The organism is Myxococcales bacterium, assembly GCA_022184915.1.
Lineage (GTDB): Bacteria > Myxococcota_A > Polyangia > Fen-1088 > Fen-1088 > JAGTJU01.
In genome coordinates this window covers 307,352-325,363 of sequence record JAGTJU010000001.1, presented here as the reverse complement: position 1 = coordinate 325,363, position 18,012 = coordinate 307,352, and the positions used below count along the sequence as shown (strand labels likewise).

Annotated in this window: 13 protein-coding genes; 6 read left to right on the top strand and 7 right to left on the bottom strand. The window is 65.1% G+C overall.

The window, feature by feature from the left end; translation table 11 throughout:
• Positions 1 to 16 precede the first annotated feature (16 nt).
• The gene (locus tag KA712_01440) at positions 17 to 910 is read left to right on the top strand and encodes a methyltransferase domain-containing protein (GenBank protein MCG5051599.1); all 894 of its coding nucleotides are present in this window, start codon (positions 17 to 19) and stop codon (positions 908 to 910) included.
• Between the two features lies 1 nt (position 911).
• A complete protein-coding gene (gene glnE / locus KA712_01435) occupies positions 912 to 3,707 on the top strand; it encodes a bifunctional [glutamate--ammonia ligase]-adenylyl-L-tyrosine phosphorylase/[glutamate--ammonia-ligase] adenylyltransferase (protein ID MCG5051598.1) in 2,796 nt (931 codons plus the stop codon).
• Between the two features lie 4 nt (positions 3,708 to 3,711).
• Here the strand turns inward: glnE and KA712_01430 are convergent, their stop codons facing one another.
• Entirely contained in the window at positions 3,712 to 4,443 is a 732-nt protein-coding gene (locus tag KA712_01430; GenBank protein ID MCG5051597.1) for a RelA/SpoT domain-containing protein, read from the bottom strand.
• Here KA712_01430 and KA712_01425 point away from each other — a divergent pair.
• Complete coding sequence (locus tag KA712_01425; GenBank protein MCG5051596.1) at positions 4,442 to 6,187, top strand: NAD+ synthase; 1,746 nt, start codon at positions 4,442 to 4,444, stop codon at positions 6,185 to 6,187. The two genes, KA712_01430 and KA712_01425, sit on opposite strands and share 2 nt — an antisense overlap.
• A gap of 8 nt (positions 6,188 to 6,195) precedes the next feature.
• Here KA712_01425 and KA712_01420 read toward each other — a convergent pair whose 3' ends face one another.
• The gene (locus KA712_01420; GenBank protein ID MCG5051595.1) at positions 6,196 to 7,698 is read right to left on the bottom strand and encodes a diguanylate cyclase; all 1,503 of its coding nucleotides are present in this window, start codon (positions 7,696 to 7,698) and stop codon (positions 6,196 to 6,198) included.
• Positions 7,688 to 8,995, bottom strand: a complete 1,308-nt coding sequence (locus tag KA712_01415; protein ID MCG5051594.1) for a PAS domain-containing protein — start codon at positions 8,993 to 8,995, stop codon at positions 7,688 to 7,690. The genes KA712_01420 and KA712_01415 overlap by 11 nt, the downstream gene beginning before the upstream one ends.
• Positions 8,996 to 9,214: 219 nt before the next feature.
• On the opposite strand from KA712_01415, the gene leuB reads away from it, so the two are divergent.
• Together leuB and KA712_01405 are read left to right on the top strand one after the other, a co-directional pair.
• Positions 9,215 to 10,273, top strand: coding sequence for a 3-isopropylmalate dehydrogenase (gene leuB / locus KA712_01410; GenBank protein ID MCG5051593.1), 1,059 nt, complete (start codon positions 9,215 to 9,217; stop codon positions 10,271 to 10,273).
• Positions 10,274 to 10,374: 101 nt separating this feature from the next.
• Positions 10,375 to 11,349, top strand: coding sequence for a hypothetical protein (locus KA712_01405; GenBank protein ID MCG5051592.1), 975 nt, complete (start codon positions 10,375 to 10,377; stop codon positions 11,347 to 11,349).
• Positions 11,350 to 11,373: 24 nt separating this feature from the next.
• Here the strand turns inward: KA712_01405 and KA712_01400 are convergent, their stop codons facing one another.
• Both KA712_01400 and KA712_01395 read right to left on the bottom strand, forming a co-directional pair.
• Positions 11,374 to 11,892 (bottom strand): hypothetical protein, encoded by a 519-nt coding sequence (locus KA712_01400; protein MCG5051591.1) that lies wholly within the window; start codon positions 11,890 to 11,892, stop codon positions 11,374 to 11,376.
• Positions 11,893 to 12,040: 148 nt separating this feature from the next.
• Complete coding sequence (locus KA712_01395) at positions 12,041 to 12,271, bottom strand: hypothetical protein (protein MCG5051590.1); 231 nt, start codon at positions 12,269 to 12,271, stop codon at positions 12,041 to 12,043.
• Positions 12,272 to 12,468: 197 nt separating this feature from the next.
• On the opposite strand from KA712_01395, the gene KA712_01390 reads away from it, so the two are divergent.
• Positions 12,469 to 13,374: a PEGA domain-containing protein gene (locus tag KA712_01390; GenBank protein MCG5051589.1), complete on the top strand. Its 906-nt coding sequence runs from the start codon at positions 12,469 to 12,471 to the stop codon at positions 13,372 to 13,374.
• Between the two features lie 169 nt (positions 13,375 to 13,543).
• Here the strand turns inward: KA712_01390 and KA712_01385 are convergent, their stop codons facing one another.
• Both KA712_01385 and KA712_01380 read right to left on the bottom strand, forming a co-directional pair.
• Positions 13,544 to 14,164 carry a hypothetical protein gene (locus tag KA712_01385; GenBank protein ID MCG5051588.1) on the bottom strand — a complete coding sequence of 207 codons (621 nt, stop codon included), beginning with the start codon at positions 14,162 to 14,164 and terminating at the stop codon, positions 13,544 to 13,546.
• Positions 14,165 to 16,706: 2,542 nt separating this feature from the next.
• Entirely contained in the window at positions 16,707 to 17,900 is a 1,194-nt protein-coding gene (locus KA712_01380) for a hypothetical protein (GenBank protein MCG5051587.1), read from the bottom strand.
• Positions 17,901 to 18,012: the final 112 nt, after the last annotated feature.

Below are 18,012 nucleotides of genomic sequence, written 5' to 3'. Positions count from 1 at the left end.
GTATAGTCCCGGCACCATGACCACGGCAAACACCTTTACGAGATCCTCTCAGTGTCCCGGCGGACCTGGCCTCGCGCTGGCCGCCTTGTTCATCGGGCTTTCGGCCTGTGCCACGGCCAGCGCCCCTTCGGCCGACGAGCAAAAGCTCCTCGACGCGCCCTCCCCCACCCAGCGGGCCAACGAAAAAGCGTTGGCAGCCCTGTCCGGGGCCCATCGCGCGGCGGAAAACAAAGCGCGCGACAAGTACCGCCACCCAGCCCCCACGCTGGCCTTCTTCGGCCTGCAGGACGATTTCACCGTGCTGGAGCTCTGGCCGGGCGGCGGGTGGTACACGGAGATCCTGGCGCCCGTGCTGCGTGACAACGGCAAGCTGCTCGTGACGAGCGCGGACCCCAACGGCGATCCCGAGGACTATCAGGTCAAGCGGGCCAAGGAGCTCGACGCCCTTTTCGCGGCCCACCCCCAAGTTTACGACAAAGTGGGCAAGGTCATCATCGACCCGAAGACGCTGTCGTTCGGTAGCCCCCACTCGGTCGACATGGTGCTTGCCTTCCGCAGCCTGCACAACTGGATGGGGGCCAACGTGGCCGACACGGTCCTCCGCGAAATTTACGAGGTGCTCAAGCCCGGGGGCACCTTCGGCCTCGTCGGCCACCGCGGCCCGCCCGACACCGAGCCGGCGGGCGGGTACGTCTCCGAGGCCCAGGCCATCGAGCTCGTGAAGAGCGCGGGTTTCGTATTGGCCGAAAAGTCCGAGCTCAACGCCAACCCTCTCGACACCAAGGATCACCCAAAGGGCGTGTGGACGTTGCCCCCGAACTTCGCGCTCGGTGAAGAGAACCGTGACAAATACGCCGCCATCGGCGAGAGCGACAGGTTCACGCTGCGCTTCGTGAAACCAGCGCCCTGACGTGCGGCACCGGCTCGACGCACTCGTGGCGGCGGGGCCCGATCCCCAAGGGGCGGGCCCGCGCCTGGCCCGGTACTTCGATGAGGGGGGGCCCATGCCGCTCACGCCGGAGGGGGAGCAGTTGCTCGTCGCCCTGTTTTCGAGCGGCTCGTACCTCTCCGACATCGTGCTGTCCCAGCCGCCCTGGTTCGCGGCGCTCGCACGCGATCCCTTCCTTGGCCAGGAGAAGTCCGACGCCCAGATGGCGCACGAACTCACGGTGGCCCTCGCGGGCACGAAGGACACGGCCGAGCTTCACCTGCGCCTGCGGCGCTTCGCCCGCAGGGAGATGTTGAGGCTCGGGGCCCGCGAGATCGGAGGGGGCAGCACGATGGTGGTGGCCCGTGAGCTGTCGGCCCTGGCGGATGCCTGCCTCGACGCTGCGGCACGGTTTTGGGATGATCAACTGAAAGCCGGCTATGGCGAGCCCACCTCGCCCGAAGGGCCCCCGGGATTCGTCGTGCTGGGCCTCGGCAAGCTGGGCGGCCACGAGCTCAACTTCTCGTCCGACGTCGACCTCTGTTACTTCTACTCGACGGACGAAGGCCAGGCGGGGCGCCTCAGCCTGCACGAGTACTACACGAAGCTCTCCCAGGGCATAACCCGGGCGATCTCGCAGAGCTCCGATGATGGATTTGTGTTCCGCGTGGATCTGCGCCTGCGTCCCGAGGGCCGAAGCGGTCCCCTCTGCAATTCGTATTGGGCAGCGGAGCGCTACTACGAGACCTTTGGTCGCACCTGGGAGCGCCAAGCCCTGCTGCGCGCGCGCCCCTCGGGAGGCAACCACGCGCTCGGGTGGCGCCTGGTCGAGATGCTCGAACCTTTCGTGTACCCGCGCACGCTCGGCCCCTCGGCCATCGACGACGTTCGGGCCCTGCGCCGACTGTTTCGCGAGGACGCCGACCGCGGCTCCTTCGACGTGAAGCTGGGTACGGGCGGCATTCGCGATGTGGAGCTGGTGGCCCAACTGCTGGCCCTCATCCACGGCGGGCAGCGTCCGGATCTGCGCGAGCGCAGCACCTTGCCAGCGCTGCGCAAGCTGTGGGTGGCGGGGCTGCTCAGCGATCAGGAGCAACGCACGCTGTCCGCGGCGTACCAGCGCTACCGCCGCATCGAACACAGGGTGCAGCTGGAGCATGGCGCGCAAACCCACGCGCTTCCCGCGGAAGAAGGACAAGCCCGGCTGGCCCGCAGATTGGGCTACCCGAACATCTCCAGCTTCCATCAGGCCCTCGCGCGCGATCGCCGCGCGGTGAGCGCCATCGCCGAGACCCTGGGGGAGCCCGAAGGCGCACCGCCCGCCTGGGTGCTGCGGCTCTTCGATTCCGCCCGGGATGCCCCTGCGGTGCACGCCGAGCTGCGCGCCGCGGGTTTTCGAGACACGGAGGGGGCCGCACGCGCCCTCGAACAGGCCCGCACCCGCATGCCCCCGGCCTGGCTGCAGGAAGCCTGTCAGGCCCCCGATCCCGATCGCGCGCTGGCCCGCTTCCGCGACCTGGCCACGGGAGGCTCTCCCGGCGTGTTCACCTTGCTGGCCGATCACCCGCAGCTGCTGCGCATGTTGGCAAGCTTGTTCGGCACGAGCGATCGCCTGTCCCGCTACCTCGTGACCCACCCCGCCCGCTGGGAGCCCTTGCTGCTGGGCCTGGGGGCGCCACGGCCCGCCCTGCACACCTTCGCCGCGCAGCTCGACGAACGGGTGCGGGGGCTCGATGATGAAGAAGCCTTGCGAGAGATGCGTCGCTTCAAAACGGAGCATCTTTTGCGCGTGGGCCTGCACGACGTGGCCGGAACCCTGGCGCCCGCCGAGGTCTCGGAGCAGCTGGTGGCTGTCGCCGAAGCCTGCCTCTTGCGTTGTGTGCGCCAGGTCGTGGCCGGCATGGTCCCACGGCGGGGTATGCCCGACGCCGAGCTGACCGTGCTCGGGCTTGGCAGCGTGGGGGCGCGCGAGATGCGCTACGGCTCCGATCTCGACCTCGTGTTTCTCTACGCGCGCCCGGGCACCACCGGCGCGGGCGTGGATTACGGGGAGTGGTTCGCGCGGCTCGCGCAGCGCTTGCTGAGCGCCCTCGGCGCCTGGATGGATGAGGGCAAGCTCTACGAGGTGGACACCCGCCTACGGCCTTCGGGTGCGCAGGGACTGCTGGTCACATCGTACGAGGCCTTCTCCGCCTATCACCTCGCGCAGGCAGCGCTGTGGGAGCGGGCGGCGCTGCTGCGGGCCCGCCCCTTGCTGACCCTGCACCTGCCCACCGACACCGTCAGCAACAGCTTCGCCCCCAAGCTTGCTGCCATCGTCTACGGCCATCCCGTAGAGTCCGCCTCGCTCCGCCGCGAGTTCGTCCGGATGCGCGCGCGCATCGAAAACGAGCGCGCTCCGGGGGGCGGCGTGCACCTGCGCCTGTCTCCCGGCGGCCTCACCGATGGCGAGTTCTTGGCAGCCTACGCACAGCTGCTCTTCGGAAGCGACCACGAAGCCCTCCGCACCACGAACCCGCAAGAGGCTCTTGCCGCCGCACACCGCGAAGCCCTCTTGCCCCTCGAGGCCAGCCTGCTCGACGATTACCGCTTTTTGCAGCGGGTCAGCCTGCGCGCGCGGCTGCTCCGCGACACTGATGAGGATCGCCTGCGTGCCGCGGACCTGCCGCTCCTGGCGCGCACGCTGGGGATGGCCGACGAAGACGCGCTCTCGTCGGCGCTGGCGGAGCGCATGGCACGCATGCGCCACGCGTTCGTGAAGGTGCTCGGTCAACCCTGAGCCGCTAGCCCCGCACGCCGACCCGCTTTTCGTGGGAGAAAGCCCCTTGCACGAGCGGACGCAGGGCGCAGGCGCGTTTGTCTTCTTCGGCCAAGGCCTCGGCGATGTGGCCTACCTGCTGCTCATACTGCCGTGCCAGCTCTTCGTTCGTCTCCTTGTAGGGAAACTCGTGGGTCATTTGCCCAAACGCGTCCTGAAGGCGCGTCCGCAGCTGCATTTCACACACCATCGAAGCCGATGTGAGCCGCCGGCGGCCGTCAGACCGGGCCACGGCATCGTAGGTGAAGTCGGCCAACACGTGCACCGCTCGGTAGCCAGAGGCCTTCGGTCGCGCGATGTAGTCCTCGACGGAGTGCGCACGAATCACGAACTGATGAGACTCCTTCAAGAAGCGCAAAAGGCCGTAGCAGTCTTCGATGAACCAACACACGGCGCGTGCGCCGATGAGATCTTGGATCACGTCGGTGGGGTAATAGAAGTCTGGCCACCCATGGCGCTCGAGCTTCTCGATGAAGCTCGTGAGGGGTTTGACCCGCGTCCTGACGTCGATGGACTCACGGGGCAAGCGGTTGTCCAGGCAATAGGCCAGCACGATCTGGTGAAGATGCACCTCGACCAAGAGCCGCAGGTTCTCCACCTCGGCGCCGTAGCGGGCGTAAAATCGGTTTGTCTTCGCGATCAACGCCTCGGGTGAGGGAGACGCTTTTCCATCCGAGAGCGCAGGCTCGTCACTCATGCGGCCGAGTGTAGCTCGATTCGCGGTGCGACAGCGCAGAGCGCCCGGAGCGTGTGTGTGTCGCGATGAGGACGTTCGTGCTAGATGGCGGCCCGTGAGAATTGCGCTTGGCCAGATCAACCCCACGCTGGGCGACTTCGCCGGCAACCTGAAGCTCATCGAAGCCGCTTTGGCCGGAGCGGAGGCGGACGGTGCGGAGCTGCTCGTGCTGCCGGAGCTGGCGCTCTGCGGCTATCCCCCGCGGGATCTGCTGACCCGGGAGGCCTTTTTGAGGGCCAGCGACGACGCGCTGACACAGCTGCGCCGCCGGGTGGGGAGCCAGACCGCCGTGCTCGTCGGCTTCCCGGAGCGACGCCCCGAGTCCCCATGGGGACGCCCGCTGTGGAACAGCGCCGCCTTGCTGGTCGCCGGCGAGGTGAAGGCGGTCGCGCGCAAGCGGCTCTTGCCCACCTACGACGTCTTCGACGAGGATCGCTACTTTCAACCGGGGGACGGACCCACCGTGGTCGAGCATGCCGGCTGGCGTCTGGGGATCTCGATCTGCGAAGACGCCTGGAACGATGCGACCTTCTGGCCCCGCCGCCGCTACCCACACGATCCCCTGGAAGACCTTGCGGCCGCCGGGGCCGACGTGTTGGTGAACCTGAGCGCCTCGCCCTTCGGCCTCCAGAAGCGGCAAGAGCGGGTGGACATGCTCGCCCACAGCGCCCGCCGGCTGGGAAAGCCCTTCGTGTTCGTGAATCAAGTGGGCGGACACGACGACCTGGTTTTCGACGGGGCTTCGCTCGTGCTCGACGAACGAGGAACCGTCGTCGCCCGGGCCCACGAAAACGAAGCGGACCTCGTGGTGGTGGATCTGGCCACGCGCACGGGCCCGCTGCGCCCGCCTGCGAGTGAAGACGCCGCGCTCTTTGGCGCGCTGGTCCTCGGGACCCGCGACTACGCACGCCGCTGCGGCTTTTCCCACGCGCTGCTCGGCCTCTCGGGCGGCATCGATTCGGCCGTGGTGGCGTACGTGGCGGCCGCGGCGCTCGGGCCCGACAACGTTCACGGCGTCGCCTTGCCCTCGCGCTATTCCTCGGAGGGCTCACGCACGGACGCCGAAGCCCTGGCGCGCACCTTGGGCCTGCGGTTCTCGGAGATCCCGATCGAGGCGCCCTTCGCCGCGTTCCTCGCTACGCTGGCCCCCGCGTTCGGGAGCCGGGCGCCCGACGTGACCGAGGAGAACCTGCAAGCGCGCCTGCGCGGCACCACACTCATGGCGCTTTCGAACAAGTTCGGCGGACTGCTTCTCACCACGGGCAACAAGAGTGAGCTGGCCACGGGCTACTCGACGCTCTACGGAGACATGTGCGGCGGGCTGGCCGTGTTGGCCGATGTCTTCAAGCTGCGCGTCTATGCACTCGCCCGCTACATCAACCGGGACGCCGAGGTGATCCCGTGGGCGACGATCGAAAAGCCGCCCTCGGCCGAGCTGCGGCCCGACCAAAAAGACGAGGACTCCCTGCCCCCCTACGACATTCTGGATCCTCTCTTGGAGGCCCATCTCGAGAGGGGACTGGACGCCGACGCCCTCGTCCGCGCGGGGTTCGACGCCAAGCTGGTGTCGGAGGTGCTGCGCCTGGTGCGGCTGGCGGAGTACAAGCGCTGGCAGATGCCCCCCGGGCTCAAGGTCTCCCCCCGGGCGTTCGGCACGGGATGGCGGTATCCGCTGGCGCGGGGCTTTCGCGACAGCCCCGGCTAATTGCCCTATCACGAGCTTTGGCGCGCCAAGAGCGCGTGGTTTCCGTCCCCTTGGGGCAAAGGTGCCCAGGCGAGCGGCGTCGCTTGCTCCACCCGACCGCCGCCCGCACGCTTGGCCCGATAAAGCGCCTCGTCGGCACACGTGACCAGCTGCTTGATGATGTCGTCGAAGTAGCGCCGGTCGAGCGGTCGAGGCACGGCGTCGGGCGCGAAGGCGTGCGGCAGCAGTTCCACCAAGCCCACGCTCCCGGCCAGCGCCAGGCACTTGCCCTCGGCCATCACGTGTTGGGCGCGAAGCAGCTCCACGGCACGCTCGCCCACGGCTCTTGCGCCTTCGGTATCGGTGTTGGGTAGCACGATCGCGAACTCGTCGCCGCCCAGACGCCCCACCACGTCCCCCGCGCGCACCGCTTGCCGCAAAGCTTCGCCCGTGGCGACCAGCGCCTGATCGCCCACGGGGTGACCGGCGGTATCGTTGATGACCTTGAAGCGATCCAAATCGAGCAGCAGCAAGGTCAGTGGGGCCACGCGGCGAAAGGCGTTGCGCAGCTCGCGCGCCAACCACTGCTCGAAGAACCGGCGCACGTAGACGCCGGTCATGGGGTCCATCGTGGCCATCTCGTAAAGCTGTGCGTTCTGGATCGCCACGGCCGCTTGATTGGCGAACACGATCAAGAGCTCTTCGTCACGCGCATCGGTGCCGAGCTGGTTCACGAACACCACACCCACCAGCGTCTCCCCCACCCGCAAGGGAAGCACGGTGCATGTGTGATCGCGCGACATCTGCCCCTCACGAAGCGCCCGTCTGACGAGGTCCATCTCTTCGGGGGACAGACATTCATCGAGCGTGCTCTTGGTCTCGAAGGTCCCGGTGCTGGCCTTGATGACGAGGCCCAGGTCCTCCTCGAGGAGCGCCAAGAAGCCCTGCGGGCTGCACGCTTGTCGTGCTTCGGGCAACACGGCCACAAAGGAATCGCCGGCACCCATGAACCCCGAGAGCTGCAAGAGAACGCCCTTGAGCAGCTGTTCGAGGGGCTGGATGCGGTGAAGCTCGGGCGTGACGTCGAGGATGTGCTGCAGGCCCTGGCGTCCGCGGTTCAGCGTGCGCACGGCCAGGGCGGCCTTGAGCCCCACGTCGGTCCAGAGCAGCAGCTTTTCTGGACCTTCGCTCTTGTCGAAGTAGCCCTGGATGTCGAGCCGGCGCAGCAGATCGCGTGGCGGCTGCTCATTGGCGTACCCGGTCTGCAAGATCACCTGGACCAGCGGATCCTGGACGCGCAGCGCCTCGACCACCTGGTCTCCCGTCATGTCCGGCATCACGTAGTCGAGAAGACAAAGATCCACACCGCCCTGCCGCAAGATGCCGAGAGCGCTCTTGCCGTCCTGCGCGGTGAGCACGGTGTGCCCCTCGCGCTCGAGCACCAGCGTCGTGGCCTGCAAGTAGTCGAGATCGTCGTCGACGAGCAAGATCTTTCGTCCCGTGGAAGGACGTACGCTGGACTTACGCGCCATGTGGCATGCCCCTTCGCCCCGGCAACGAGACAACGAACGTGGTTCCCTCTTTGGGCTTGCTTTGCACCGTGATCTCTCCCCCGAAGTCAGCCTTCACGATGTCTCTCACGATGGGAAGCCCCAATCCAGTGCCACGGCCAAGTGCCTTCGTGCTGAACATGGGCTCGAACATGCGTGCCTGTACTTCCTCCGACATACCGCACCCCGTATCACGCACACGCAACTCCAAGGTGCGCGTAGGCTGGTGCCCCAACTCGACGTGGATCTGCGCGTCGCGCGTCTCCCGGCAGGCGTCAGCCGCGTTGGTGACGAGGTTGGTCACCACCTGGGCCAAACGGGCGGGATCTCCCAAAAGCATCATCACGGGCTCTTCGGGGGTAAAGACCAACCGCGCACCGGCCTGGCGAACCATGTAGGCCACGAGGGACAGCGCCCCACGCACCGACTCCACGGCATCGAACTCGATGGGCGTACGTGCCCCGAGATCTCGGGTCTGCAGCTTGACCCCCGTCACGAAGCTGGCCGCCCGGGCTGCGGCGGCCTCCGCGAGGCGAACACAATGGCTCATCTCCTTTTCGATCTCGTGGTGGTCCGTGATCGTGACCTCGGCGTCCCCGATTGAACGGCCGTACTCCTCGACCAGCGCTTTGAGCTCGGCCAGGGCTGCCCGCACCGCCGCCAGGGGCGTGTTCATCTCGTGCGCGATCCCCGCGGTCAGTCTTCCCAGGCTGGCCATACGTTCGGTGACCACGAGGTGTTCGTGGTTCGCTTTCAACGCCGCGAGCGCGGTCTCCAGTTCATGCGTGCGCCGCGAAAGGGCCAGCTCCACGCGCTTGAGCGCCGTCACGTCGGAGAAGAAGCCCTGCACGCCGATGACCTCACCCCGCGCGTTGCGCAGCGGCATCTTGTGGACCTGAACGAACGTGGGCTCACCGTCCTTGGGGTTATGCTCCTCGATGTCACTTAGCGTCCCGCCGGTGCGCATCACCCGCAGGTCATCGCGGCGGTACTTGTCTGCCAGCGGCCCCGGCGACAGTTCGGCATCGAGACGCCCCTCGATGGCGGCGGCGCTCATCCCCAGCTTGCGGGCAAGGCTCTCGCTCACGTCGATGTGGCGACCTTCCCGGTCTTTTCTAAAGACATAAAGCGGCAGGGCGTTCACCAGGGCACGCTGGTTGTCGCGCTCTTCCCGCAGGGTCTCCCGGGCCATGACCAGCTGCATGCGCAGATCGTCCCGCTCGCGCCGCAGCGCTTCGAGCTCGGCCCGAACCGCCTCGAGGTCCCTGTCCATCGTCACCGTCCCCGGTTGCCGCCGCCCCGCGCGGGCGGAGCGTTCGACAAGTCTGCACCGCGCTTTGGGGTCGTTTCAAGCCAGGACTCGCGGGTTTTTCCCTTGACTCGGCCCGCGAGTGTAGAGACTGTTCTGCCGCCCCGGCCGGCCCCCGGCCCGTGCCGGGCCCCCAGGGCCAACGCCGGCGCGCCGGCCACCCCATCACGCAAGTCTCAGGAAACGCACATGAAAGCAAAAATCGCAGTCCTTCCAGGCGACGGCATCGGTCCCGAGGTCGTGGCTGAAGCCCTGAAGGTGCTTCAGGCCGTGGCGAACCGTTTCGGTCACGAGTTCAGCTTCCAGGAAGGCCTCATCGGGGGCATCGCCATCGATCAAACCGGCACGGCTTTGCCCGAAGCCACGATCGCCACCTGCAAGTCCGCCGACGCCGTGTTGCTGGGTGCCGTGGGGGGCCCGAAGTGGGACGATCCAAAGGCCAAGGTGCGCCCCGAACAGGGCTTGCTCGGTATTCGCAAGGCGCTGGGTTTGTTCGCCAACCTGCGCCCGGTGCGGATTCACCCGCAGCTGGTCGACGCCTCGCCCCTGCGGCCGGCATTGCTCGAAGGCGTGGACATGCTCGTGGTCCGCGAGCTCACGGGCGGCATTTATTTCGGCGAAAAGAAGCGGGAAGAGACGCGGGCCATCGACGTCTGTGAATACACTGTGGCGGAAGTCGAGCGCATCGTGCGCGCGGCGGCACAGTTCGCGATGGGTCGGCGCAAGAAGCTGACCTCCGTCGACAAGGCCAACGTGCTCGAGACCTCGCGGCTGTGGCGCCAGGTCACCGAGCGGGTCATCAAGGACGAGTTCCCCGAGATCAAGCTCGAGCACATCCTGGTGGACGCCTGCGCGATGTTCCTCATCCGCCGCCCCGCCGACTTCGACGTGATCGTCACCGAGAACATGTTCGGAGACATCTTGACCGACGAGGCCTCGATGCTGGCGGGCTCGATGGGGCTTTTGCCTTCGGCGTCGCTCGGCGAGGGCAAGCGGGGGCTTTACGAGCCCATCCATGGCAGCGCCCCTGACATCGCCGGCAAGGGCGTGGCCAACCCCTACGCAACCATCCTGAGCGTGGCCATGTTGCTGCGCCATTCGCTGGGGCTCGAAGCCGAGGCGGCGGCCGTGGAAGCCGCGGTGTACGAAGCCGTGAGCGCAGGTGTGCTCACCGCCGACCTCACCACGAAGGACAAGGCCAGCGACACCCGCACCGCAGGCCAGGCCGTGGTCGATCGCTTGCGCTAGTGCCGAAAACGCGGGCGCCCCCGTTTTCTCGGGAGGCGCCCGTGAACCGCACTGCGCGGAGCCGCGGAGGGCGTTACACTAGGCCGGTCGTTCATCCGCTCATGGCGCTCCGGTTTCGTATGAAAGTCTCGATATCGCTGGCGCTGTCTTTGGCGGCGTGCCTCGTCGCCCGGTCATCGCCGGCCGCCGAGCTTCCCACCGAAAGAAGCCCGTCAGAGCCCCGGCCAGCTCCCGCCCTCACCGACCCGCTCACTGGGCGCCTTGTGGGGTCCTGGGCGCGTGTGCAGGCCGAGCTCGCACGCGGGAACGTGGGGGAGGCGCAGCGGCTGGCCATGTTGCTGCCGGCGCGCCTGTGGCAGCAGGCCTTCACGTCCAGTGAGAGTGCTGCCTCGCAAGCCGCCGACGCCACCTTGACCGCCCTCACGGTGTTGCCCGCGATGATCGGTGCCGTGGCGTGGCTGCCCGACGTCGCCCGCTTGATCGTGTCTTCGCATCCGGCCGCGCAAGCCAGGGCCGGCCGTGCCATCGACACCTTGGGCGTGCTGCTCGATCAGCACGAGCCCGACAGCCTCGAGAGCTGGGAGGTGCCCCCGCGCAGCCTGGCGTCCGTGTGCAGCGCCCTCGCCTTCGTGGCGGGAGCCCCCGAACGCCCCCTGGAGGTCAGGTTGGCGGCCCTTCAGGCCTTGGCCCGCAGCGCGCCCGTGTGCCCTGCCCCCGCCGAGGACCTGCTGGTGGACCGCCTGCCCGAGATCCGACGCGCGGCCGTGTTGGTCCTGCCCGCCACCCCCTCATCGCGTGCCGGCTGGGTGGCGCGGCTGGACGATGAGGCGCCCGAGGTGCAATCGGCCGCAGCCGCGCGCCTCTGCGGGGACGGCGAATCCGCCGCCCCCGAGGGGGCCTTGCTTCAGGCGGCCCGGCACTTTGCCCTGGAACCGGCGGCTGTCGAGGACAGCGTGGAGCTATTGGGGTGTTTGGCCCGCAGCGCCGAGGGCACCGATCGGAAACTGCTCGAAACGGTCTCCCGCAGGGGTGGGGTGGCCGTTCAAGAACGCGCCCGCGACCTTCTGGCCCGGTGAGGGGCCGGCGCCGAAACGCGCGACTCACTCGTCGGTGTCGAGGTCGTCATCGTCAAGCAGTTTGGCGTAATCGGGACAGCGCTGTTCGAGGGTTTTGCACGAGGCGGGCTCGCCGGGGTCGGCGGGCTCCATCACCGAGTCGCTGGCGAGCTCTGCGCACGACGGGAACTCGTCGAGGTAACCGTCCAAGGCCTTGATGGAATCCTCGAGGCACTTCTGCACCTCTGCCACGGTGGCGTCGCAGTTGGTGGGCGGCGTGCACATGCCGCCGTCGTCAGGCTCACTGGGCGCGTTGATGCAGTCCTTGACGGATTTCTCACATTCCGCCTTCGACTCCGCGAACACCCCCACCAGTTTGCAGAACTTGGGTTCGAGGCCTTTTGCGGCCTTTTCGCCCCAGGATGTGAGGTCCTTGCACAGCTGCGCCGATTCTGACGACGTGAGCTGGTCGATGGATTTTCCGGTGTCGATGCTGGTCTGAAAGCCACTGTCGTCGTCACCGCCACAGGCAGCCACGAAAGCGGCCAGGGGGAAAAGGGTCAACGCCCGTACAAGCTTTTGTGCAGTTCATTCTCGAATGTCTCCTTTAGAGTCGTTTTGCCGCCGAAGGCAGGCACGAGACCCCAGTGTCGGGCCCGCGGCATTCGGGTCAGACTTCGCATCGGGAGCTGCGCGGAATGCCTGAACGGAGTCATCGGGAACCAGGGAAATCAGCGCCCCCGTGGATCGGAAGGGGCGTTTCGCCTCCACTCGACAGCACGAGAGCCGCGGCGACGCCGCCAATGATCACGGCACCCACGCCAGCCCAAAGCCAGGGGCTCGCCAGGAGTGAGTCCTTCTGGGGCGGCGCGTCTGCAGCGGCCACGGCGCTCGGTGCTTCGGATTCGGCTTCCAGCGCTGGTGACTTGGAGTGGATGCTCATCCAACGCGCGGAGACAAACACGGGCAAGGCCACGCTAGCCGAGGCCGACAGCGCCGGCGCAGCCCGAGCGCAGAACCCAGTGACTTAAGCGCAACTCGTCCCCCCCTTAGGGGCCTTCACAAGCGCCCCGAAGCGTCCCAAACGATGACGCAAGGGCGGCATCTTCGTGGTAGTAAAGGCCGCAAGGTCTAGTCCTCATGACGGTGAAACTCCAGATGACCTCCTCCATCCGTTTCCGGCAGCTCGCAACCTTTATCGTTGCCTTTATCGTTGCCTTCTTGGGAAGCTCAGCGCTTCGGTTCGGGCTGAGCGAGCGTACCGTGCAAAGCATCGCCGGAGCCGAAGCAGCCGCAGGAACAACAAGCCGGCCGGTGTCTGCCGCCGACGCAAAACGTTCAGAGGTGCTCGTCAAGAAGGGGGTTGAAATGCGGCTTGTTGGCAAGGATCTACAAGCCGTTCCTGTCTTCCGGGAAGCCCACGAACTGGATCCGAACGGGCGCACGGCCGGGCAGCTTGGTTTGTGCCTACAGGCGGTTGGTCGGTGGGCTGATGCTGAACGACACCTTTCGGAATCCTTGGAAAACCGTGAAAACCCCTGGGTGGAGAAGAACCGAATGGTTCTGCACGACGCGTTGGAGACGGTCAAATCTCACGTCGCCCGGGTTGAAGTGTCTGGGCAGCCCGAGGGGGCTTCGATTTCTGTGAATGGCGTGGTTTACGGTGAACTTCCCCTGGCGGAAGCCATCGCCGTGAACGAAGGCGTTGCGGATATCCTGGCAAGCAAAGAGGGTTTCGCGCCCTTGGTGCGCAGCTTTACCTTGAAGGGTGGCCAGTATCAGCGCGTTGGCGTTGCTCTGCAGCCGTTGGTGGACCTCTCCACCAACGCGACGGCGGCCTCGGTTCAGAAGGCTGAGACTTCGACGGGGCTGCAAGCAACCGCGGCCCCCCAGGATGAAAAAGGCTCCGTGTTTGCCAGTCCCTGGCTGTGGGCAGGCGTAGGTGCCGTGGTGGTGGGCGGGGTTGTCGCCGGATTGTTGTTGTCGGGTGGGACCGAAAGCGCTCCACCTATCCATGGCGGCAAAGACTTTCCGGGCTCGATGTGAAGGGGCGCGGAGCAGGGGCTCTTGTGGCTTCACCCAACTGTACAGTGCGATTCTGACTTCCCAGCATGCCTCTGGGGAGCACGCCGTCTTCGGATTGAATGGTTACGCTGATGCTGCATATATGTTACGACACGCCCCGGCCCCTTGGAGCGTCGAAGAGCTCGGCAGTTCAGAGTCTCGGCAATCTAGACAGAAACACGGCCGTCTTGCTCTGCTTTGTTGCCAGCCCAGCGACGATGCTGCCATCCGCTGAGATGCCCTCGACACTGGTGATGCTGTACCCGTCGAGACCTACCCCGGCTGCGGTCAAAAGGGACTGCAAGGCTAGCGGCGATTGTCCGTACTTGCCAACCGAGGGAACTCCATTCTTGGCCAGTCCCACAATCACCTCACCGTTGGCATCAACTGAATATATCCGTTCCCAATCAGTTAGTATTTCGACGCCTTGATCCACCGCCCAGCGCACGGGCTGGGAACCATTCGGGCCGTCGCTCTCGCCATAGATGACGTTACCGAATTGGCTGGAGAAATCGGCGCTTCCGTTCAGCCAGAGAAACTCAGGATTCGTCGACCCGCTGACTGACAAGAGCATGCGGATGGCCGTATCGCCACTCGAACCTATTGCATAGGCCCCGTCGCCACTGATGTTGCGCGGACGGAAATTGGTCAATTCCCAGCGAGTGACTGAATCCGTCCAATAGCCGTCGGCCGATTCGTGACCGACAAGGCGAAGGCCATCATCCGAAACGGCAGTGCCGTACCTGATGCTTTCGTCGTAGTTAAAACCCACCCCGGCTCGCCAAACGAAGGAACCGGCTTGTACAACCGAACCATCGAAGTCCGTGTCTACGGGCACCCAGAGGAGCGTCTCGGTTCCCAGGTCTTGAACGCCACCCGAGTTCGTCCATCGGAAAACGGATTCTGGCTCGTCACTGGAACTCAGCCGACCGACAACAACCTCGCCATCACCGCTAATCCCAACCTCGAAGGGGTCTCTTCTGCCGAATTCGATCGCGCGGAACGACGGACACGTCTTGTAGCATCCCACAGCGCAGGCGCGATACCCCGCAGCGGATTCACACCCGACAACGCACGACCCGCCCGAGCAGGTTGCGACCGCTCCGATCTCGCTCGTTTGGCAGGCCTGTCGCTGCCAACGACCTTCCGAGTTACACACCTCCTGCGCGAGGCGGTCCGCACTGCAAACACGCTCCGAACTGTTGGGGTTGCATTGCGGGTAGCACCGTCCATTGCTGGCGTTGCAGCCATTCGCGCATGCTGTCGACGCGATCTCAAAGACGCAGCCGTTTTCCTGGCCGCATTCGACCGATGCGGCACCGTTACAGCGATACCCTGATCCGGCGGATGGGCATTGGGCCGGTCGCGCAGGACATTCGCATTTTCTCGCGCTCTCGCTGCAGACTTGACGAGACGGGCACGAATTGGCCGCAGACCATGCGGGACACATGGCATCGCTACAGACGCGGTAGTCCTTCCCTGAGCAAGACCAAGCACCCGGTTGGGGGCAAGCATCATTGGTCGCACAAAGGTAGCCGCATTTACCGCCTTCACACGTGGCCGTGCTGCCAGTCGGCCGCATGGCACTCGAGCAGTCGGCGACAGGCGCTGCGGATAGAACCAAGCAGCCCCTGCCGTCGGTAGTGCATTCGAAGACACCGAGGCCGTTACAGGTCTTGGCGCCGCTCGCCGTACAGCCAGCCGGGGTCGGCGGGCAAGTCGTGCAGCTCGCCGATACACCCTGTTCACGACAGAATTGGGAGGCCGGGCACTTCACAGGGGTACCACGTTGGCCATCGTTCTCGCACGCGACGAGCGCACCGTCTCCGTTACATGCCGCAGTGCCTGGCTTGCAATTCCCAGTGCAGCGACCTGCGTTGCAGACGTTGGGACACATGTTTCCTTCGTTTTCCTCGGGATTGGGAGCCCAGCTACCAGTCACGGTGCAAATGAGGGGCACTCCTTCGTCCGAACAGGACCGACTGCCTCCTACACACGAGCCCGTGCATCCTGAAGACTCGCCAATCCCTGGGGTACAGACATATTGGCAGGTGCTCTCGGGTTCGAATTTCCCGGCCGCAGTACAGCGGAGCAAAGAGAGACCGTTGCATGCGACCTCGTTTTCATCGCAACCATCACAAATCCCGTTGGTGCAACCCTCTTGACACTGTGAAGCGGGGGAAACATCAGGCACCCAATTGCCCTGATCTGTGCAAACTTCAACGTTACCATCAAGGCCGCACTGCTTTTTTCCAGGTTCGCAGCTTCCCACACACTCGCCGTCGACACAGGCTTTCCCGACACATGCCTCCCGCCTCATCCAGACAAACTCTTCGGTGCACATAACGGGGGCGTTATCTTCGCTGCACGTTGCTTTCGAATCCGGCTTACAGTCCCCCACACAAAGCCCCGACTCGCAGCGCCCGGCGCAGGGCTCCTTGAGAACCCAAATACCATCGATGCACTCGACAGAGGCATCGCCGGCGCAGTCCTTCTGGTTCTTGACGCTGGAGTCGCATATGCCTCCCAAGTTGACGGCGCCGGGAACGCCTGCCCCCGACTTGAGAGGGACATTCAGGGTGCTACAGCCCGGTTCAAGGTCGATATCTCCTTCGAACCGGAGGTTGCTCAATACTTGACCATCGACGGTCGGCAATACAGAGACGCGGTAGCGCTCACCGGGACCATACATCTTTCCGAGGCGGACCTCGTAGTTATTGCTGGCCCGGGCGCAATCTAGCGGGAACACATCTTCAAGAACCATGGTCGACGAAGGTACGCCGGCCTCCCATCTCGAGACCCCGACCTTCGACGTTACGACGCCTGCTTGCCCTGCGAGCTCTGTGCCGCACTCGATGCGCATCAGCAAGGTGTTGGGCGTGACACAAGAGGTGGGAGTTGCTCTCTGACAGGATGTGAGAAAGCCGGTCCCCAAAACAACGAGAGCCCCAACGCGAAGGAGCATACGGATACGCAGCGGCCCCGGCGACGCGTTAGTCATGCATGATCTCCGGGGCCCGGTCTTCTTTGCCATGGTTCTTGCGCTCGTCTTTCGCCGCCAAAGTAATCACGCCGGCGTTCGGACTCTAAGCCAACGTCGGCAGCGTCAGCGAGCATAGCCCGCAGAGGGCATCACAAACAACCGGTATTTGGGGGCAAGGGAGCGGCCGTTCCGGCGATACTTTCCAAGCCTGAAGCTGGAAGGAGCCGGGGGTACGAAAAAGCGGCGAGTGTCACGCCGAACATGCTCGGCCGACTCATCCAGACAATACGCGCGTTCGCGTGATTAGGGCGTTCTGAAGCTGAGGCAAGCGTCAAGGATGCGGGCGAAGTTGGGAAACCCTGCAGAGCGCACTATATCCCGGTTTATTGGGCTCCGACGCAGCTTTGGACACCACCGTGACGCCGGGAAGATTCATGCTTATCTCGTGGGGCCAAAGCACCTTGAGTTTGGGGTGCCCGCTGAACGCGTAAGTGATGTCATCCTTAGAGGCGTTCTTGATGTGAAGGCACTCCAGATTCACCAGTGCCTTGGCAACTGACCTCAACTGTTCGCGATTCATGGTGGTTCGGTGCAGCTCAAGCCCAATGATGCTGGGGTTCTTCACCAGAAACTTAGCGCCCTCGGGACCAGCACTGGCATGGTCGAAAACCACATACTGCAGCTTCGGATAGATGCCTAACTCGCCCACCTTGGTAGCAGTGGTCATCTTGAACATGTGTTTGAAGCTGAGGCCGATGAGCCGTGATTTGTGAGCTTCCGCGGTCAACATGAAGTCTGGGCCTATCGCCATAGAGTTGCCTATGTACTGGTACCCGAGATAGTTGAGAACGGGTAATGTCTCCACGACTTTCGTGGCGGAAAGGGAGACCTTGGGGTTCACCAGCTCAAGCCGCTGAAGCGCGTTGAAGCCGGCAAGCATCTTGAGGTGCTTGTCCTCAAATTTCGAGATCACTGTGTTGTCGGTCTCAACACGAATTAATGTGTAAAGGCCGTCCTTCTTTTCTGACGTAACCTTCGCCACCTTCTTGAACTCCTGCACCGCGGCTTCTTGCTCCGCCGCCGACTTTCCTCCGGGAGGAACGACGATCACGTCATCAGCGCCACCCGCACCGCCTGCGCCCGGCATGCCACCCGAACCGCCCGCGTTCGGCACGCCACCCGAGCCGCCCGCGTTCGGGCTGCCACCTGTGCCACCCGCGTTCGGGCTGCCACCGGTGCCACCCGAGCCGCCCTCGCCGTCTTCCCCCGCGGTTCCGCCCTCGCCCGCCCCGTCGTTCCCAGCAGTGCCACCTTGGCCTTCGTCGCTGCCGCCGCTGCCGCCAGAGTCCTCCCCGCCGGCGCCGCCTTGCGAGGCCTTGCCGCCGGTTCCTCCCGAAGAACCGCCGGATTCTCCGCCTTCAGACTGGTCGTCATCGCCCGAAGGAGAATCTTCCGCGCCCTGGCACGCGATGAACAAATGACCAGCACAAAGTAGGCCCAGAACTACAGCAACACTTCGCTTCATGGGTACCGTTCCCCCGGTAGGTATTCGAGTTGTAAACTGAAATGGTACGTGTTTCGGCGCCGCTATGGTAGTTGAACCTTGTCAACGGGGCCCCTCCCGAGTCGGCGCGCCG